The organism is Mesorhizobium sp. M1399 (assembly GCF_040317735.1).
Taxonomy (GTDB): Bacteria; Pseudomonadota; Alphaproteobacteria; order Rhizobiales; family Rhizobiaceae; genus Mesorhizobium.
Genome location: NZ_JAMYKZ010000008.1, coordinates 167,761 through 183,579, shown reverse-complemented (window position 1 = coordinate 183,579; position 15,819 = coordinate 167,761). Strand labels below are relative to the sequence as shown.

The window sequence follows — 15,819 nt, the reverse complement described above, 5'->3', positions numbered from 1 at the left end:
GCCTACTTCTTCAGGTCGAGCCCGACGCTCTTGTTGACGAAGGCCAGCGTGTAGGCCTTCTTGATGTCGATGCCCGCCGGTGTTACCTTGGCCTTGACCATCTTGTCGTAAAAACTCTGGATGCGCGCATCGGTCATGGCGCCGATGCCGAGCTTTTCGCTGTCGCCGGAATCGACCACGCCGAACTTCTTCAGCTGCTCGATCGAGAAGGCGATCTGCTCATCCGTCATGTCCGGATTTTCCTTCTTGATCATCTCGTTGGCGGCCTTGTTGTCGCCGTAGAGATAATTGTACCAGCCCTTGGCCGAGCCATCGACGAAGCACTGGACCACCTCGGGCCGCTTGTCGACCGTCTCCTGCATGGTTTCGACCGTCGTTGCATATGTGTCCCAGCCATAGTCGGCCAGCAGGAACTGGTTCGGCGTGAAACCGCCCTGCTTCTGGACGGCGAATGGCTCCGAGGTGACGTAGCCCTGCTGGATCGACTTCTTGTTGGCGATGAACGGAGCCGGGTTGAAAGTGTAGGGCACGCGTTTTGCGGCATCGAAGCCGAGGTCGGTGACCATCCACTGGAAGAAGGTCTGCGCACCTTCGTCGCCGAGGATGTACTGGTCGGCGTTCTTCAGGTCTTCCCATTTGTCCAGCCCCTGGCCGGGATGGGACATGATGACCTGCGGGTCCTTCTGGAAGTCGGCGGCCACGACGCGCATCGGTATGCCTTGCTGCACGGCATCGAAGGCCGACAGCAGATTGCCGCCCATGTAGAAATCGATCTTACCTGCGAGCAGCAGCGGCCGGCCGCTGACCTGTGGGCCGCCCTGCATGATCGTCACGTCGATGCCGCATGCGGCATAGGTACCATCCACCACGGCTTGGTAGTAACCGCCATGTTCCGGCTCGGCCAGCCAGTTGGTGCCGAAGGTGACTTTTTCGTTCGCTGCCGCGGCAAGCGTACCTGCGCCAAGCAGCCCGATCACGCCCGCCGAAATCTTGAGTCTTCCGTACATCCACACCACCCTTTGTTCGCTCCGGCGCATCACGCGCCGGGCTCGACACCATTGTTTCAAGAAGCAAGACACATGCCACCGGCGCGTTGCGTCGGGACCGCCCGCTTGTGCAATGCCCGCCTGTGCAATGGCGGCGCGAAGGCCGGACGGGTCATGCTGTACGGAAGGCATCGTGCCTACTTTTTGATCGCCTGTCCACAATCGCCCTCGTGACATGCACCGCCATCTTGATGCCCGCCTACATCCAGCTTTACGCTGCCGTGAACGGAGATTGCCATGTTCAAATTTCTCACGCCGAAGTCGATCAAGCCGCCCTTCGCCCGCTACAGCCATGGCGTCGAGCTGCCGCCCGGCAAGCGGCTGGTGCTGTGTTCGGGCCAGGTCGCGATCACAGCGGACGACCAGATCCCCGAGGAGGCCGGCGCACAGGCCGAGCTCTGTTTCCAGAACATAGCGGCGATTCTCGGCGAGGCCGGGCTCGGCCTGTCCGACATCGTCCGCATCAACGCCTACGTCACCGACCGCGCCTTCCTGCGGCCCTATATGGAGGTTCGCGACCGGCTGTTCGCCAGTCCGGCGCCGGCCTCGACGCTGATGATCGTGTCCGGCTTTGCCCGGCCGGAGTTTAAGGTCGAGATCGAGGTCATCGCGGCGGGTTGAGGAGCGCTGGCCAGCGGCTGGAATCGACAGGCCGATGATCTCAAGTTACACGACAAAGGTTGGTGCCGCCCCTCATCAAGCGCGCATCCAGTCTCTTCGAGGTAAAAAATGGCCGGAACAAAAAAACGCGTATGGTGGGGTGACTACCGGACCACCGAATACGCGACCGTCGATCCTGAGGCGACCATTGCCGTTCTGCCGCTGGCGGCGATCGAGCAGCACGGGCCCCATCTGCCGGTTTCGACCGACACCTCGATCATGAACGGCATGCTGGAAACGGTGATCGCGCGCCTGCCCGGCGATCTCGACATCCGCATCCTGCCGGTTCAGGCGGTGGGCAAGTCGAACGAGCATTTGCATGCGCCCGGCACCCTCACTCTGCCGGCGACGACCCTGGTCGAGGCGTGGACCGAACTTGGCCTGTCGGTCGCACGCGCCGGCGTCCGAAAACTGATTGTCGTCAACTCGCATGGCGGCAATGAGGAGATCATGGGCATCGTCACCCGCGAATTGCGCGTGCGGGCAAAGATGCTGGCGGTAAAGACCAGCTGGCAACGGTTTGGCCGGCCGGCCGGCATGTACACCGACCTTGAAGACCGCCACGGCATTCATGGCGGCGACGTCGAGACCTCGCTGATGCTGCACTTCCGGCCCGACCTCGTCGACATGGCCAAGGCCGATAATTTCGTGTCCAAGGTCGCCCGCGCCGAAAAGGAATTTTCGCTGCTGCGCCACACCGGAACGCACGCCTTCGCCTGGATCGCCAGCGACCTCAACCCGAATGGCGTGGTCGGCGACGCCAGCATTGCAACCGCCGAAAAAGGCCGGCTCACCGCCGAGCATCAAGCCGACGGCTTCATCAGCTTGCTGAAGGACGTGCGCAAGGCAAAGCTGGCGGATTGGCTGGCGTAACTAGCCCTCGATCCTCAGCGCAAACGGCGTGCCCTCAAACGCTTCGGCGCCGCGCCCGATCGCCTCGATGGCGCGGCTCATGCGGCCGTCGCGCTCGAGCAGTGCGTCGGCAATTGCGATCAGCCGCGGATTGGGTGTCGCCGTGGGCGACAGCGCGCGCAGCGTCTTGGCCAGTTCGGCTTCATCGCGCTTCGGCGCCAGCGCTGCCGCGATAATGTAGGCCGAGGCGGTCGACCGGCTGATGCCGGCATAGCAATGCACCACCAGCGGCCGCGAGCGATCCCATTGGCGGGCGAAATCGAGCAGGTTCAAGACATGCTCCTCGCCCGGCATGGTCATGCCCTCCTGCGCTACCGCAATGTCGTGCATGACCAGGTGCAGATGGTTTTCCCTGGTGATCGAGGCCGGCCGCATCACCTCCGTGCCGGCAGCGAGCAGCGAAAGCAGCCGCCCGGCCCCGGTCTTCGTCACCGTTTCCTCGACTTTGGACAGCGAGCAGACATGGATCATTGGATCGTTTCTCCCTTGGCATCATCGTCGCGCCGCGAGGCCCAGCCGGCAAGCGCTGATTCGAGCCGCCGCCATTCTTCGTCGGCTCCCGGCAGGCCGGCGCGCAACACATCCGGCCGGTCGGCGAAATGCCGAAGCAGGATGCCGCGCTGGCCGAGCACCGAAAACAGGCGGGCGGCGTTCGCCAGCCTGATATAGCGGAACAGCGCGGTGCCAGCGGCGACAGGCACGCCGAACCGGCCGAACAGCGCATCGAGCCGTGCGGCATCCTCGGCCAATCGGCGCCGCATCCCGGCCTGCCAGCCGGTATCGGCAAGCGCCCTTATGCCATATTCGAGCGCCGGCCCGGAAATCGCCCATGGCCCGAATTGCGCCTGCAGCCGCTCGACCGTCAGCGCGTCGGTCAATGCAAAGCCAAGCCGCAGGCCGGCCAGGCCGAAGAACTTGCCGAACGAGCGCAGCACGACGATGCCGCCCTGGTCGACGTCGCCAGCGAGACTTTCGCTGCGTGGGCCGACATCCATGAAGGCCTCGTCGACGACCAGCAGCCCGCCTCTGGCGCGCAATTTTGCGGCAAGTCGAAGCAATCTTTCGCGCTCGACGACGCGCCCGTCCGGGTTGTTGGGATTGACGACGACGGCAAGGTCGGCCGCCGCCAAGGCTTCGAAATCATCGACTTCAGCCGCCGCATGGCCGGCGATCGCCGCTGCCCGCCGATGCTCGGCATAAGTCGGCCCGAGCACCAGCGCCCTGCCCGGGCTGACCAGCGAAGCGACGCGCGGCAACAGGATCTGCGTGCCGGGCGCCGCTGCGACATTCGCCGCCGATGGAGCGCCATAGGCGCTTGCCGCGACTTCGGCCAATTCGCGGGCACGCGCTGCTTCCGGCAATCGCGACAGGGCGGTGGCGGGCAAATCGAAAAGCGGGTAGGAGTGCGGATTGATCCCGGTCGAGAGGTCGACGAAAGGCAGCGGCGCGTGAGGGAAAAGCGCCCTCGCCCGGCCAAGGCTTCCGCCGTGGTCCACTGCCGCCGTCACTCCATCAAGAGACTTCATGTCGATCCTGATCACTTTCCTGTCGCTGGCCATCGAACTTGTACTCGGCTACCCGGCCCAGCTCTTCGATGCCATTGGCCATCCCGTCACCTGGTTCGGCAGGCTGATATCCTTTCTCGACGGCAGGCTCAACCGCGCCACTGATTCCGACGCCCACCGTCGCCGCTGGGGCGTGCTCGCGCTGCTGGTCATCGTGCTGGTGCCGGCCGCCCTCGCCTTCTGGATCGAAGCCATGCTTTGGAGCATTCCCCTCGGCTTGTTGGTCATCGCAATCCTGGCGACGTCGCTGCTGTCGCAGAAGAGCCTGGCCGAGCATGTCGAAGCGGTGGCCGACGCCCTCGACAGCGGCGGACTGGACATGGGCCGCATTGCCGTCTCGCGGATCGTCGGCCGCGACCCGGAAAAGCTCGACAGGGCCGCTGTCTGCCGCGCCGCGATCGAAAGCCTGGCCGAGAACTTCTCCGACGGCGTCGTCGCGCCGGCGTTCTGGATCGGCGTTGGCGGGCTCGCCGGCGGCGTCGCCTACAAGGCCGCCAACACCGCCGATTCGATGATCGGCCACCGCACCCCGCGCCACGAGGCCTTCGGCTGGGCGGCGGCGCGCTTCGACGATTGGATCAACCTGCCGGCATCACGGCTGACGGCGCTGCTGATCGTGCTTGCCGCTTTCCTGGTCAAGGGCGCCGATGCCAAAGCCGCCTGGCATGCTGTGCGGCGCGATGCGAAAAAACACCGCTCGCCCAATGCCGGCTGGCCGGAAGCAGCGATGGCCGGTGCGCTCGGCCTGGCGCTCGCCGGCCCCCGTTCCTATGACGGCGTCATGGTCGAAGACGCGTTGATGGGCGAAGGCGGCCGCCGCGACGATATCGAGAGCACCGACATCCGACGGGCGCTGAAACTTTACCGGGTCGCCGACTTACTGCTGATCGCGCTGTTCGGGGTGATCGCAGTGGTTGTTATCTTGGCGTGACCTGCGCCCGAGATCGAGCGGAAACAAAAAACCCGCCAAGCGGCGGGTCGTTGGAGCCAGTTAGCACCATAGCGAGATTAGTACCATAGCTGCCGGCACAAAGCAAGAACAAAATTGCTGTGCCCAAAGAATAATCGCCCCAGCTTTGCGCTTCTCATTCCCTGCCTTTGACGTTCGAGGTTGGCGAAATCCGAAGCGCCATCCAATCTCCCCCCTCGCGGGGGAGATGTCCGGCAGGACAGAGGGGGGCGCGAAGGATCGCCAGCCTCTTGACCGTTCACCTGCTAATGACGGTCTGACGACGTAGTTGTCTCCGACTGACAGGCCGAGGGACAGTGCCCCCCTTTGCCCTGCCGGGCATCTCCCCCACAAGGGGGGAGATCGGCAGCTTCGCCGGCGCCGCCTGCTCCGAAACGCCCTTCCCCGATCGCCAAACCCCTCAGAACTCTATCCCCTGCTGCGCCTTCACGCCGGCGGAGAAGTGGTGCTTGGTCACGCCCATCTCGGTGACCAGATCGGCCGCCTCGACTAGCGCCGGCTTGGCGTTGCGGCCGGTGACGACGACATGCAGGCCTTCGCGACGCGCCTTCAGCGCCGCGACCACCTTTTCGAGATCGAGGTAGTCGTAGCGCAGCGCGATGTTGAGTTCGTCGAGCACCACCAGGCTGATCGACGGCTCGGCCATCAGCTCGAGTGCCTTGGCCCAGGCGGCCTCGGCGGCCGCGATGTCGCGTTTCAGGTCCTGCGTCTCCCAGGTAAAGCCCTCGCCCATGGCGTGCCAGACGACGCGGTCGCCGAAGCAGGCAAAAGCATCCTTCTCGCCGGTGTGCCATTTGCCTTTGATGAACTGGACGACGCCGACGCGCTTGCCGTAGCCGAGCATTCTGAGCGCCAGCCCGAAGGCGGCCGTGGTCTTGCCCTTGCCCGGACCGGTGTTGACGATCAACAGCCCTTTCTCGACCGTCTTGGCTGCAACCTCGGCGTCCTGCACCGCCTTGCGCTTGGCCATCTTGGCGCGGTGGCGCTCCTCGTCCTTGGGGTCGATAGTATCAGCCATGTCATTTCACCCTGAGCGGCAGCCCCGCCACCATCAAAAGCACGGTGTCAGCGACGGCGGCAACGTCCTGGTTCAACCGGCCGGCCGCGTCGCGAAACCGTCTTACCAGCGCATTCTCCGGCACGATGCCCTGGCCGACCTCGTTGGACACCACGAACCAGCGTCCACGCGGCCGCGACAGCACATCTGCCAGCCTTCGGCATTCGGCCTCGACATCATGTTCGGCCAGCATATGGTTGGTCAGCCACAGCGTCAGGCAATCGATCAGCACCGGCTGGCCGTCAGGCAGTGCCTCGATCGCGCCGGCAAGGTCGAGCGGCGCCTCGATGGTCGTCCAGCCGGCGCTGCGGCGCGAGCGGTGCAGCGCGATCCGTTCGCGCATCTCCTCGTCATAGGCTTGCGCCGTCGCGATATAGCTCCATGGCGCCGGACAGGCACTCACCAGCCTCTCGGCATGCACGCTCTTGCCGGAGCGCGCACCGCCGATGATCAGGGTCAGCGCCCCGGCAGCGCGGTCAGGCAAAGCTGTCGCGCAGGCTGGTCGCCGTGCCGGTGAAGCGGCCGCGCACCACGCCGACGACCGCGCCGAGCACCAGCCAGAACACCAGATTGGTCAGCGTCACCGCCACCACGAACTGATGATGCAGGCCTTCCGGGATTGTCGTCTCGAAGCTGTCGGGCTGCGGCGCGCCGACAATATGCGGCGCCACCATCAACGCCACGGCAAGGACCGCCAGCGGCAGCGATCTGCGGAAGGCGAGCAGGCCGAGACCGGCGGCGGTCGCCACCACCGTTGCCCACCACCAGATCTGGCGTTGGACAAGGTCGGCCGCCGGCATTGCCGGCAATTCCGGCGGCAGGCCGAGGCCCGGCGCCAGCGTGAACACGGCAAAGCCGGCAAGCCCCCAGAACAGGCCCTGGCGCCAATTGCCGATGCCGCCGGCGAACTCCGAAACCGCAACCAGGACCAACGCGAAGCCGATGCCGGTGACGATATTGGCAACGACGCTGAAGGCAAAACGTTCGAAACCGTCGGCCGGCGCCCAGCCTTCGTCCTCCGCCGGAGCCATTGCTTCAGCCGGTGCCGGCGCGGCGCTGCTTATAGCCATCGTGCCCCCGGCGTTTTCGACCGGTGCCGCAGGTGCCGCGGCATGGTCATGGCCGCCGCCGGCCTGTTCGTAGACTTCCGCCTTCAGGATCAGCGGCACCGTGGCATAGGCCTGCATGCAGGCGAGAACGACGCCGGCCACGAGCCCTGCGATCGCCGCGATGAACACGACGTTGCGAAACAGTGTCATGATGTCAGCCCCTTGTCAGTGGCAGGGAAAGCCCATCGAGTGGCGATAGTCGTGGGCGGCATTGTGGACCGCATCGATGTGCGAGAAGCCGACAAAGCCCATGACGAAAATGCCGAGGAATGCAGCAAGCGCCAGCTGCATGAAACGCGACTGCGAGGAGACGGAAGCGCCGAGCGAGACGGAAGCGGTATTCATGTCTTGTCCTTTCGCCCTCCACCCGAGGGCATAGAAGTCAGTTTCCTGTCGCCGGCAGGTCTCCTGGCTCGCGGATCAGCGCCCTTCCCCACCTTCCCGAAGAAAATCTTCAGTGGCATATGGAGAGGACTACCGCACACAGTTGCGGGGGCAGCCACGGCATTGGGCAAGAATTTCGCCCGCACCGCATTCCCTCTTGGTTCCAAACGGAACCGACGACATCAGCGACTATAGGCAGAATCGCCGCGCCCGGCAAACCAAATTCCGCCGGATCGTGTGGCGAATGCGCCGCCTCGCCAAGCTCGCCGGCCGGCGCCGCAATTGACAATTCTCACAGCCGGGTGTCGGCTGGCGGATGGGGAGGAAGCCGGCATGCAACCCAGCCCGAATGAGCGCGGTCCCTATAACGGCCTGACGCGGGCCGAGCCGACGCTGCCGTCATCGGCCTATTGGGACATCGCAGGCTATCAGCGCGATCTCGAGGCCATCTGGTATCGCAATTGGCTGCTGGTCTGCCGCGAGGCCGACCTTGCCCATCCGCTGGCTTTCAGGACGTTTCGCATAGGCACGCAGGAGGTCGTCGTGCTGCGCGACGAGACCGGCGAATTGCGCGCCTTTCACAACACCTGCCGGCATCGCGGCTCGCAGCTTTGCCAGCAGAGCGAAGGACGGCTGAAGGCGCGGCTCATCACCTGCCCCTACCACGCCTGGTCCTATTCGCTGCGCGGCGATCTGGTGCGCGTGCCGTCGAAATCGCTGCCGGACGGTTTCGACAAGGCCGATCATCCGCTCTACCGCGTCGCGCTTTCGGTGTGGCGCGGTTTCGTTTTCGTCAACCTCGCGCAAGACGCTGCCGGTTCGGCTGAAACATCCTTCGATCCGGCATCCGGCAACCTCGCCAACTGGCCGCTGGAAACGCTGCTGAGCGGCCATGTGCTGCGCAAGGTTATGAACTGCAACTGGAAGATATTTTGGGAGAACTTCAACGAGTGCCTGCACTGCCCTGGCGTCCACAAGGACCTGTCGCGGCTGGTGCCGATCTATGGCCGCGGCCTGATGGGCCGGCACGACGACCCCGAATGGGCGCGCCACGCCGACAATGACGCGCCGGAATTTGCCGGCGGCTTGCGGGCCGGGGCCGAAACCTGGTCGCGCGACGGGCGCGTCCACGGCTCGGTCTTTTCGAGCCTGACGCCGGCCGAGCGTGCTGCCGGGCAGACCTATGCCACCAACTTGCCGTCGATGTTCGTCGTCGGCCATGTCGACTATGTCAGGACCGTGCGGCTGGTGCCGCTTGGGCCGGAGCAGACCGAACTCACCGCCGAATGGCTTTTTTCGCCCGAAGCGCTCGTCGATCCGGCTGCGGATATCGACAACATCGTCGCCTTCGGTACCCAGGTGCTGGAGGAAGACGCTGATATCTGCGAGGTCAACCAGAAGGGCCTGCGCTCGATGCGCCATAAGGCCGGCGTGCTGATGCCCGAGGAATATGATTTGCACCGCTTCCACAACTGGGTGCGCGAGCGGCATGCGGCGCTTGAACATCAAAGCGATTTGGGCAGATAGCGCCAAGTGACGAAGCCGCAGACCGCCGCCAGCAGGCCGAGCGTCGCGAAAACCGCGCCCAGGCCGAAGAACGCCAGCACCACTGAATAGACCAGCGGCGGCGTCAGCTCGGAAAAGTCGAGATAGGTGCGGTAGACCGCCGCCATCTGCGCCCGCTCATACGAGCGCACCGAGCGCATGAACGCGGTCGAGCCCAGCGCATCGAGCGCGATGGTGAAGAAGGCACCGCAAAGCAGCAACGCGCCGGTGACGAGCGGCGCGGCCTCGCCGACGGCGCCGGCCGCCAGCAGCGTCGCCGACATGGCGAAATAGGCAAACGTCATGGTGCGCCGGCCGCCGAAACGCTTTCCCGCCCTGCCCCAGAAGATGGCCATGAACAAAAGCGCATTGCCGGCCGAAACCAAGAGGCCACCGGCGAGCTCGCCCTCGCCGGTGATCACCATGAACAGCGGCCCATAGACAAAGAACGTCGTCCAGAAGCAGGAACGGCCGAAGGCGATCAGCCAGGCCAGCCTCAGCCTTGGCTGCGCGACGAAGCGGCCGATATTGGCCAGCGGATTGACCGGCCGCGTCTTGCCCGGGCGGATCGACGGGTTGTCGCCAAGCCGGTAGGTCCAGAACAGCGCCAGCAGGGCCATGGCGAAGACGGCCACCGCGCTATGCGCGGCATAGATGCCGAAACGCGTGTAGAGGAAAATGCCGAGCGTCGGCCCGGCGGTCCAGGCAAGCATCGACCACGCCATGCGCAGCGACTCGGCCTGCATGAAATCGGTCTTGCGGATGTGGTCCATGATGTAGAGGTTGAGCGTGATCGCCAGCGCGCTGGCGCCGATGACGCGGCAGAGCATGCCGACCGTTTGGCCAGCAAGCGTATGAGTGACGAAGAACAGCGAGCCGACGGCCAGCAGGCAGGCACCGGCGGTATAGACCCAGCGCCGGGCAAAGCGCCGGATCAACATCGGCATGAACAGCGTCGCCGAGAGGCCGAGCATTGCCACGACCGTGTAGAGGATCGAGACGATCTGCTCGTTGTGCAGGATCTCATAGGCCTGGATCGGGATGACGCTGGAGACGGTGGCGCGCGCGAACGATTCGACCGCATAAAGCGAGGCGAAGGTGCGTGCATCCGCCGGCCGCAAGGCCGCAAGCCAGATAGGATGGCGCACATGGGTAGCCATTGCTTTCCCCGAAGCAGAATCGCCCAAAGCAGGGTTTGGAGCACAAATCTGCCGCGGCGATTCCTGGCCGGGTAACAGGAAACCGACGCCTTCACGGCAAAAAGCGAAGCCGGCCAAAGGCTTTCCGGCTCTGGCCTAAAGCGAGTTCTAATGCTGACCCGCGCCAACGCGACGCGAGGACTGCTTCTTTTGACGGTGGCAACCGTGATAGTCGTCTTGCCGGGGCTGAACCAAGACAGCGAGACCGATGAGCATCGCCACGCCGACCACCGCCGTTCAGGATCAACCGAAGGCGAAGCGCATCGCCGCCATCGACATCGCACGCGGCATCGCTTTGCTTGCCATGGCGAGCTATCATTTCACCTGGGATCTCGAATTTTTCGGCTACACCGATCCCGGCCTCACCGCCTTCGGCTGGTGGAAAATCTACGCGCGCTGCATCGCCTCGAGCTTCCTGTTCCTGGTCGGCGTCAGCCTCTATCTCGCCCATGGCAAGAAAATCCGCTGGACAGGCTTCTGGAAGCGCTTCGCCATGGTTGCCGGGGCGGCTCTCGCAATATCGCTGGTCACCCGAATCGCCACGCCCGACGGCTTCATTTTTTTCGGCATATTGCACGAGATCGCGCTCGCCAGCCTGCTCGGCCTGGCGTTCCTGCGGCTGCCGGCGCTGCTGACGCTGCTTGTCGCGGCGTTTGTCATCGCGGCGCCCTTCTACCTCAGATCCGAGGCCTTCGATCATCCGGCTTTGTGGTGGGTCGGTCTATCGGCGACCAATCCGCACTCCAACGACTATGTTCCGCTGCTTCCCTGGTTCGGCGCCGTGCTTGCCGGCATCGCGGTTACCAAACTCGCCGCCACCTCCGGCGTGCTGACCCGGCTGTCGGCCATGACGCCAGGCCGCTGGGCAAACCCGCTGGTCTTCATCGGCCGGCACAGCCTTGCCTTTTATCTGATCCATCAGCCGCTGCTGATCGGCTCGGTCTGGCTGTTTTCGCAATTCATGCCGGCGCGGGTCGAAAGCAGGGAGGTGAACTTTCTGAAATCCTGCCAAATATCCTGCGAGCAGGCGCGCGACACCGAGTTCTGCTCCAGCTATTGTGCCTGCATGCTGGACACTCTCCAGGGCGAAGCCTCGCTTGACCGGCTCTACAGCAACGACCAGTCCCCGGAGTGGAAGGCGCATATTGGCGAGCTCGCCGGCACCTGTACCGCCCAAACCGAGGCGGCGGAACCGAGAACGCGCTAATCGAGGGAGGACAGCAATGAGCGACAGTCACCCGAAACCCGTGCAGCAAAATCCTGGGCAGCCGAAGCTGGGGCACATCCCATGGCCGCCGCTGATCTATATCGCCGCCATCATCGTCAGCGTCGCGCTAGGGTTTCTCTATCCACTGCCGTGGATCGGCGATCTTCTCGGCGACATCCTGTTCGCCGCCGGGCTTGTGGGGCTGTTGGCGGTCGCCGCGCTCTGGTTCACGGCAATCCGCACCATGATCCGCGCCAAGACGACGCTCAACCCGAACGGCGTGCCGGACCATCTGGTGACCACCGGACCCTTCGCCGTCAGCCGCAATCCGATCTACCTCGCCAACACATTGCTGCTGGTCAGCCTCGCCTTTGTCTCGGGGATCGCCTGGTTCCTGCCGCTGGCGGTCATCGCGGCGTTCCTGACGCAGAAGCTGACGATCGAGAGCGAGGAGAAGGTGCTGACGGCCAAATTCGGCAAGAAGTACCGGGACTACGCCAAAAGGGTGCGGCGCTGGATTTGAGCCGAGGCTGACACCGCGCTTACGTGGTGACGCCGAGTTCAACCAGCCGCTCGACGCAGGATTCCTCGGCCTGGTCGAGCTCGGCCAGGGTCTCCTCGAGGTCGCGGCGTTTCTGGCGAAGATCCTCGCGCTTTTCCTCGATGCGCTTGATCATCAGCTTGAGTTGCCCAACCTCGCCGGGCGGCTCCCTGTACATCTGGATGATTTCGCGGATCTCGTTGATCGAGAAGCCGAGCCTCTTGCCGCGCATGATCTGCCGGATGAGATGCCGGTCCGACGGACGGAACAGCCGGGTGCGGCCGCGCCTTACCGGCTGCACCAGCCCTTCGTCCTCGTAGAAGCGTAACGTCCGCGTCGACACGTCGAATTCGCGGGTCAGCTCCGTGATCGAATAATATTCCCGCATCGTCACTCCAATGCCCCGGCCACGCCGCGAGTTCCAACTGGCCGGCGCCGCCGGCGCCCAGGCGCGTACCAGAATCGGCGGACAAGGCACCTTTCAAAGCCTCGCATGGCATTTACGTAAAAGTCAATTGAGGTGCCGTTCAGCCTACGCCGAACCACCATGTGGCAAGCCCGAGAAAGGCAAAGAAACCGACGACATCGGTGACCGTAGTGACGAAAACCGCCGAAGCCACAGCCGGGTCGATCTTGAAGCGGTCGAGCAGCAGCGGGATCAGGATGCCCGCCAGAGCCGCGACGAACATGTTGATGATCATCGCCGCCGCGATGATGCCGCCGAGATTGCGATCGTGGAACCAGGCAGCCGCGACGATGCCGATCAGAATGGCGAAGATGATGCCGTTGATGAAGCCCACCCCGATTTCGCGGCGGATGATGCGGCCGGCATTGTAGATGTCGAGGTCCCTCGTCGCCAGCGCCCGCACCGTGACGGTCATGGTCTGCGAGCCGGCATTGCCGCCCATGCCGGCGACGATAGGCATCAGCACCGCCAACGCCACGATATGCTCGATGGTGCGGTCGAACAGGCCGATCACCGAAGCCGCGAGGAAGGCCGTCAAAAGGTTGACCAGCAGCCACGGCACACGCGAGCGCGAAGTCGAAAGGATGCTGTCCGAGAGTTCTTCGTCGCCGACGCCGCCCATGCGCAGCAGATCTTCCTCGGCCTCCTGCTGGATGACGTCGACGACGTCGTCGATGGTCAGCACGCCGACCAGCCGCTCGTTCTCGTCGACGACGGCAGCGGACAGAAGATCGTATTGTTCGAATTCGCGTGCCGCCTCCTCCTGGTCCATGGTGGCCGGGATGGCATGCCTGGTCTCATGCATGACCTCTTCGACCTTGACCGAGCGCTTGGTGCGCAGGATCTGGTCGAGGTCGATGGCGCCGAGCAGCTTGAAGCTCGGATCGATGACGAAGATCTGGCTGAAACGGTCGGGAAGGTTGTTGTCCTCGCGCATGTAGTCGATGGTCTGGCCGATCGTCCAGAATGGCGGCACCGCGACGAACTCCGTCTGCATGCGGCGGCCGGCGGTCTCTTCGGGATAGTCGAGCGAGCGCCGCAGCCTGATCCGCTCGGTGAACGGCAGTTGCGACAGGATCTCGTCCTGGTCCTCCTGGTCGAGGTCCTCGAGGATGTAGACGGCATCGTCGGAATCGAGCTCCTGCACGGCCTGGGCGATCTGCGCATTGGGCAGATTGTCGACGATGTCGCGCCTGATCGCCTCGTCGACCTCGGTCAGCGCGGAAAAATCGAAATCCTTGCCCAGCAATTCGACCAGGGCGCGGCGCTGTTCCGGGTGCAGCGCCTCGAGCAGGTGGCCGAGTTCCGACTGGTGCAGATCGTCGACTTCGCGCTTCAGCGTCAGCGTATCGCGATCGGCGATCGCGGCACCGATCTGGGTGAGAAACGACGACAGGATGACGCCGTCCTCGTCATAGATGTCGGCGCGGCGCTCCTCAGCGGCCCTGGCGCCGGTCATGTGTTCGTCCTGGCCTTCCACCAGCGCCTCCCGCCATCGGATTTCCGGATAAGATGCCTGTCAGGTCTAGACCATGATCCTGAAAAGTGGAAACCGGTTTTCCGAAAAGATCATGGTCAAACACAAGGATGGAGCGGCGGCGCGATTTGGCTTGAGCATCGGCCTCTCTGTGCGCAACCGACGGATATCAGGCGACCTTGCGAGCTGCCGGTTGCCCAAGATTGATAATTCAAGATTGATAATTAGAGGATTCTAATTTAGCATCTCTATAATTACCGGTAATAAAGGGAGGGTGTTTATGGGGAAGTATCTGTTTACCAGTCTTGCGTTGGTTTGTTCGGGAATACTTTTGAACCCGATTACCGCCGATGCAAAGGCCTTCAAATCTTTTCAGGGCAAGGAATGCAAGCCTGACTACAAACGGCTTTGCCCAATGACACCGATCGGCAAATGCGACCTTCAGAGCATGATCGAGCAGTTGTCACCCGCCTGCAAGGCTTTCGTCGAGAAGCACCGGTAATCCAGCTCTGCCATCGCCGCCGACCAACCGCCGGGCAGTCCGCGACAACGCCAGGTGTGGTGTGCCCCGGTCGGGGAATCGGTCGCCCAACAACAACAGTCCCGGTGGTCGGGCAGAACGGCATATGCTGCACCGGGAATGAGGCGAGGCCGACGGTGCGACGGCCTCGCTGGATATCGGGCTTAGAGGCCTGCCGATCAGGCAGCGTAGCGTTTGGCCTCAGCCGCGTAGGCGCCAAGGACACCGCTCCAGCCACGCTCCGATTCGAAGGCCTGGCGCGCTGCTTCTGCGGTCTCGCCCATGTTCTCCAGAAGCCGGTGCTCGAGTTCCACCCGCGTCGAATTCTCGCCGAGCGCGACAAAGCGGATGTCGACCTCGGTCAGCAATGCCGGATCGTAGCGCCAGTCGGCCCCGATACGCCAGGCGAGCGTCAGCCTCGACGGCGGATCCCAGGCGAGAACCTCGCCCCAATCGCATTCTGACCCATCCTCGCCGATCTCGTACCAGCGGCCGCCGGCTTTCGGTTCGATCACCGCGGTCGTCAGGGCGGATTTGCCGATCGAGTGCGAAGCCGGCCACCACCGTCCGAACCCTGTCGTGAACACATCGAATGCCTTGTCGAGCGGCACCTCCACGGTCACCGACTTCCTGACCGGTGCGGGCTTGATCATAGTCGTCATTTCCTCTTCTCCTTGCTGTTGTCGACTTCCCGTTTGAAGGCGTCGAGCGCGTCGCCCCACATGCGATCGAGCCAGGCGCGCATCTCGCCGAGCCCATGCGGGTCGAGATGATAGATATTGCTGGCGCCCTTGGGCTCGGCACGGACCAGTCGGGCTTCCTTCAGCACTTTGAGGTGCTGCGATACCGCCGGCTGCGAGACCGGAAGCACCCGCGTCAGATCGATGACCGAGCGCGGCCGATCGGCGATGAGCTCGAACACCTTGCGGCGTGTCGGATCGGCCAAGGCCACCATTCCTGCGTAATCATAAACCATGACTTATGATAAGCTAAAACTTATGATAGGTCAACCGAGGGAGTGGCGGGCCCGTGTTTAAGCACCGGCCGGTTCGACCCCGAGGCTCCGGGCAATTCCTTCGCGCGGGGCATGGACAGCAATGCGGATGCAAGATTGCTCAGGGAATCTATCCACCGCATGCGAGCCGGCAGGTGTCGACCACC

Annotated in this window: 19 protein-coding genes and 1 riboswitch; of the genes, 7 read left to right on the top strand and 12 right to left on the bottom strand. The window is 63.8% G+C overall.

What is annotated here, in order from left to right:
• Positions 1–2: 2 nt before the first annotated feature.
• Positions 3–1,007 carry an ABC transporter substrate-binding protein gene (locus NKH05_RS16030; protein ID WP_353025741.1) on the bottom strand — a complete coding sequence of 335 codons (1,005 nt, stop codon included), beginning with the start codon at positions 1,005–1,007 and terminating at the stop codon, positions 3–5.
• A 276-nt stretch (positions 1,008–1,283) separates the two neighbouring features.
• Between NKH05_RS16030 and NKH05_RS16025 the strand changes: the two genes are divergently transcribed.
• Both NKH05_RS16025 and NKH05_RS16020 read left to right on the top strand, forming a co-directional pair.
• Entirely contained in the window at positions 1,284–1,667 is a 384-nt protein-coding gene (locus NKH05_RS16025; protein WP_352640494.1) for a RidA family protein, read from the top strand.
• Between the two features lie 108 nt (positions 1,668–1,775).
• Positions 1,776–2,579 carry a creatininase family protein gene (locus NKH05_RS16020; RefSeq protein ID WP_023719903.1) on the top strand — a complete coding sequence of 268 codons (804 nt, stop codon included), beginning with the start codon at positions 1,776–1,778 and terminating at the stop codon, positions 2,577–2,579.
• Here the strand turns inward: NKH05_RS16020 and NKH05_RS16015 are convergent, their stop codons facing one another.
• Positions 2,580–3,089 carry a tyrosine phosphatase family protein gene (locus NKH05_RS16015; RefSeq protein WP_023719902.1) on the bottom strand — a complete coding sequence of 170 codons (510 nt, stop codon included), beginning with the start codon at positions 3,087–3,089 and terminating at the stop codon, positions 2,580–2,582. It abuts the gene before it with no gap.
• Positions 3,086–4,144 carry a threonine-phosphate decarboxylase CobD gene (cobD, locus tag NKH05_RS16010; RefSeq protein ID WP_352844392.1) on the bottom strand — a complete coding sequence of 353 codons (1,059 nt, stop codon included), beginning with the start codon at positions 4,142–4,144 and terminating at the stop codon, positions 3,086–3,088. The genes NKH05_RS16015 and cobD overlap by 4 nt, the downstream gene beginning before the upstream one ends.
• Between cobD and cbiB the strand changes: the two genes are divergently transcribed.
• The gene (gene cbiB / locus NKH05_RS16005; RefSeq protein ID WP_352814633.1) at positions 4,143–5,114 is read left to right on the top strand and encodes an adenosylcobinamide-phosphate synthase CbiB; all 972 of its coding nucleotides are present in this window, start codon (positions 4,143–4,145) and stop codon (positions 5,112–5,114) included. The genes cobD and cbiB overlap by 2 nt on opposite strands.
• A 439-nt stretch (positions 5,115–5,553) precedes the next feature.
• Here cbiB and cobO read toward each other — a convergent pair whose 3' ends face one another.
• Genes cobO through NKH05_RS15985 form a run of 4 tightly spaced genes read right to left on the bottom strand, consistent with a single transcriptional unit; the run spans position 5,554 to position 7,664 of the window.
• The gene (gene cobO, locus NKH05_RS16000) at positions 5,554–6,171 is read right to left on the bottom strand and encodes a cob(I)yrinic acid a,c-diamide adenosyltransferase (RefSeq protein WP_023720715.1); all 618 of its coding nucleotides are present in this window, start codon (positions 6,169–6,171) and stop codon (positions 5,554–5,556) included.
• A 1-nt stretch (position 6,172) separates the two neighbouring features.
• Positions 6,173–6,694 carry a bifunctional adenosylcobinamide kinase/adenosylcobinamide-phosphate guanylyltransferase gene (gene cobU, locus NKH05_RS15995; protein WP_353025739.1) on the bottom strand — a complete coding sequence of 174 codons (522 nt, stop codon included), beginning with the start codon at positions 6,692–6,694 and terminating at the stop codon, positions 6,173–6,175.
• Positions 6,687–7,469: a CbtA family protein gene (locus NKH05_RS15990; RefSeq protein ID WP_023720717.1), complete on the bottom strand. Its 783-nt coding sequence runs from the start codon at positions 7,467–7,469 to the stop codon at positions 6,687–6,689. Before NKH05_RS15990 ends, cobU begins: the two co-directional genes overlap by 8 nt.
• 15 nt (positions 7,470–7,484) lie before the next feature.
• The gene (locus tag NKH05_RS15985; protein WP_023720718.1) at positions 7,485–7,664 is read right to left on the bottom strand and encodes a CbtB domain-containing protein; all 180 of its coding nucleotides are present in this window, start codon (positions 7,662–7,664) and stop codon (positions 7,485–7,487) included.
• 36 nt (positions 7,665–7,700) lie between these two features.
• Positions 7,701–7,896: riboswitch (cobalamin riboswitch) on the bottom strand.
• A gap of 140 nt (positions 7,897–8,036) precedes the next feature.
• Here NKH05_RS15985 and NKH05_RS15980 point away from each other — a divergent pair.
• Positions 8,037–9,230 carry an aromatic ring-hydroxylating oxygenase subunit alpha gene (locus NKH05_RS15980; RefSeq protein WP_023720720.1) on the top strand — a complete coding sequence of 398 codons (1,194 nt, stop codon included), beginning with the start codon at positions 8,037–8,039 and terminating at the stop codon, positions 9,228–9,230.
• Here NKH05_RS15980 and NKH05_RS15975 read toward each other — a convergent pair.
• Positions 9,209–10,408 carry an MFS transporter gene (locus NKH05_RS15975; protein WP_023720721.1) on the bottom strand — a complete coding sequence of 400 codons (1,200 nt, stop codon included), beginning with the start codon at positions 10,406–10,408 and terminating at the stop codon, positions 9,209–9,211. The two genes, NKH05_RS15980 and NKH05_RS15975, sit on opposite strands and share 22 nt — an antisense overlap.
• A gap of 247 nt (positions 10,409–10,655) precedes the next feature.
• Between NKH05_RS15975 and NKH05_RS15970 the strand changes: the two genes are divergently transcribed.
• Both NKH05_RS15970 and NKH05_RS15965 read left to right on the top strand, forming a co-directional pair.
• On the top strand, positions 10,656–11,654 hold the full coding sequence (locus NKH05_RS15970; RefSeq protein WP_352861419.1) for a heparan-alpha-glucosaminide N-acetyltransferase: 999 nt from the start codon (positions 10,656–10,658) through the stop codon (positions 11,652–11,654).
• Positions 11,655–11,670: 16 nt separating this feature from the next.
• Positions 11,671–12,177, top strand: coding sequence for a methyltransferase family protein (locus NKH05_RS15965; RefSeq protein WP_023720723.1), 507 nt, complete (start codon positions 11,671–11,673; stop codon positions 12,175–12,177).
• A 19-nt stretch (positions 12,178–12,196) separates the two neighbouring features.
• Here the strand turns inward: NKH05_RS15965 and NKH05_RS15960 are convergent, their stop codons facing one another.
• Positions 12,197–12,583, bottom strand: coding sequence for a MerR family transcriptional regulator (locus NKH05_RS15960; RefSeq protein WP_023676566.1), 387 nt, complete (start codon positions 12,581–12,583; stop codon positions 12,197–12,199).
• A 139-nt stretch (positions 12,584–12,722) separates the two neighbouring features.
• The gene (gene mgtE, locus NKH05_RS15955; RefSeq protein ID WP_023720724.1) at positions 12,723–14,141 is read right to left on the bottom strand and encodes a magnesium transporter; all 1,419 of its coding nucleotides are present in this window, start codon (positions 14,139–14,141) and stop codon (positions 12,723–12,725) included.
• A gap of 277 nt (positions 14,142–14,418) precedes the next feature.
• Between mgtE and NKH05_RS15950 the strand changes: the two genes are divergently transcribed.
• Positions 14,419–14,640: a hypothetical protein gene (locus tag NKH05_RS15950; protein WP_156948157.1), complete on the top strand. Its 222-nt coding sequence runs from the start codon at positions 14,419–14,421 to the stop codon at positions 14,638–14,640.
• Positions 14,641–14,837: 197 nt separating this feature from the next.
• On the opposite strand, the gene NKH05_RS15945 is transcribed toward NKH05_RS15950, so the two are convergent.
• Together NKH05_RS15945 and NKH05_RS15940 are read right to left on the bottom strand one after the other, a co-directional pair.
• Positions 14,838–15,320, bottom strand: coding sequence for an SRPBCC family protein (locus NKH05_RS15945; RefSeq protein WP_031194498.1), 483 nt, complete (start codon positions 15,318–15,320; stop codon positions 14,838–14,840).
• Positions 15,317–15,634 (bottom strand): ArsR/SmtB family transcription factor, encoded by a 318-nt coding sequence (locus tag NKH05_RS15940; RefSeq protein WP_023720727.1) that lies wholly within the window; start codon positions 15,632–15,634, stop codon positions 15,317–15,319. The genes NKH05_RS15945 and NKH05_RS15940 overlap by 4 nt, the downstream gene beginning before the upstream one ends.
• Positions 15,635–15,819 lie beyond the last annotated feature (185 nt).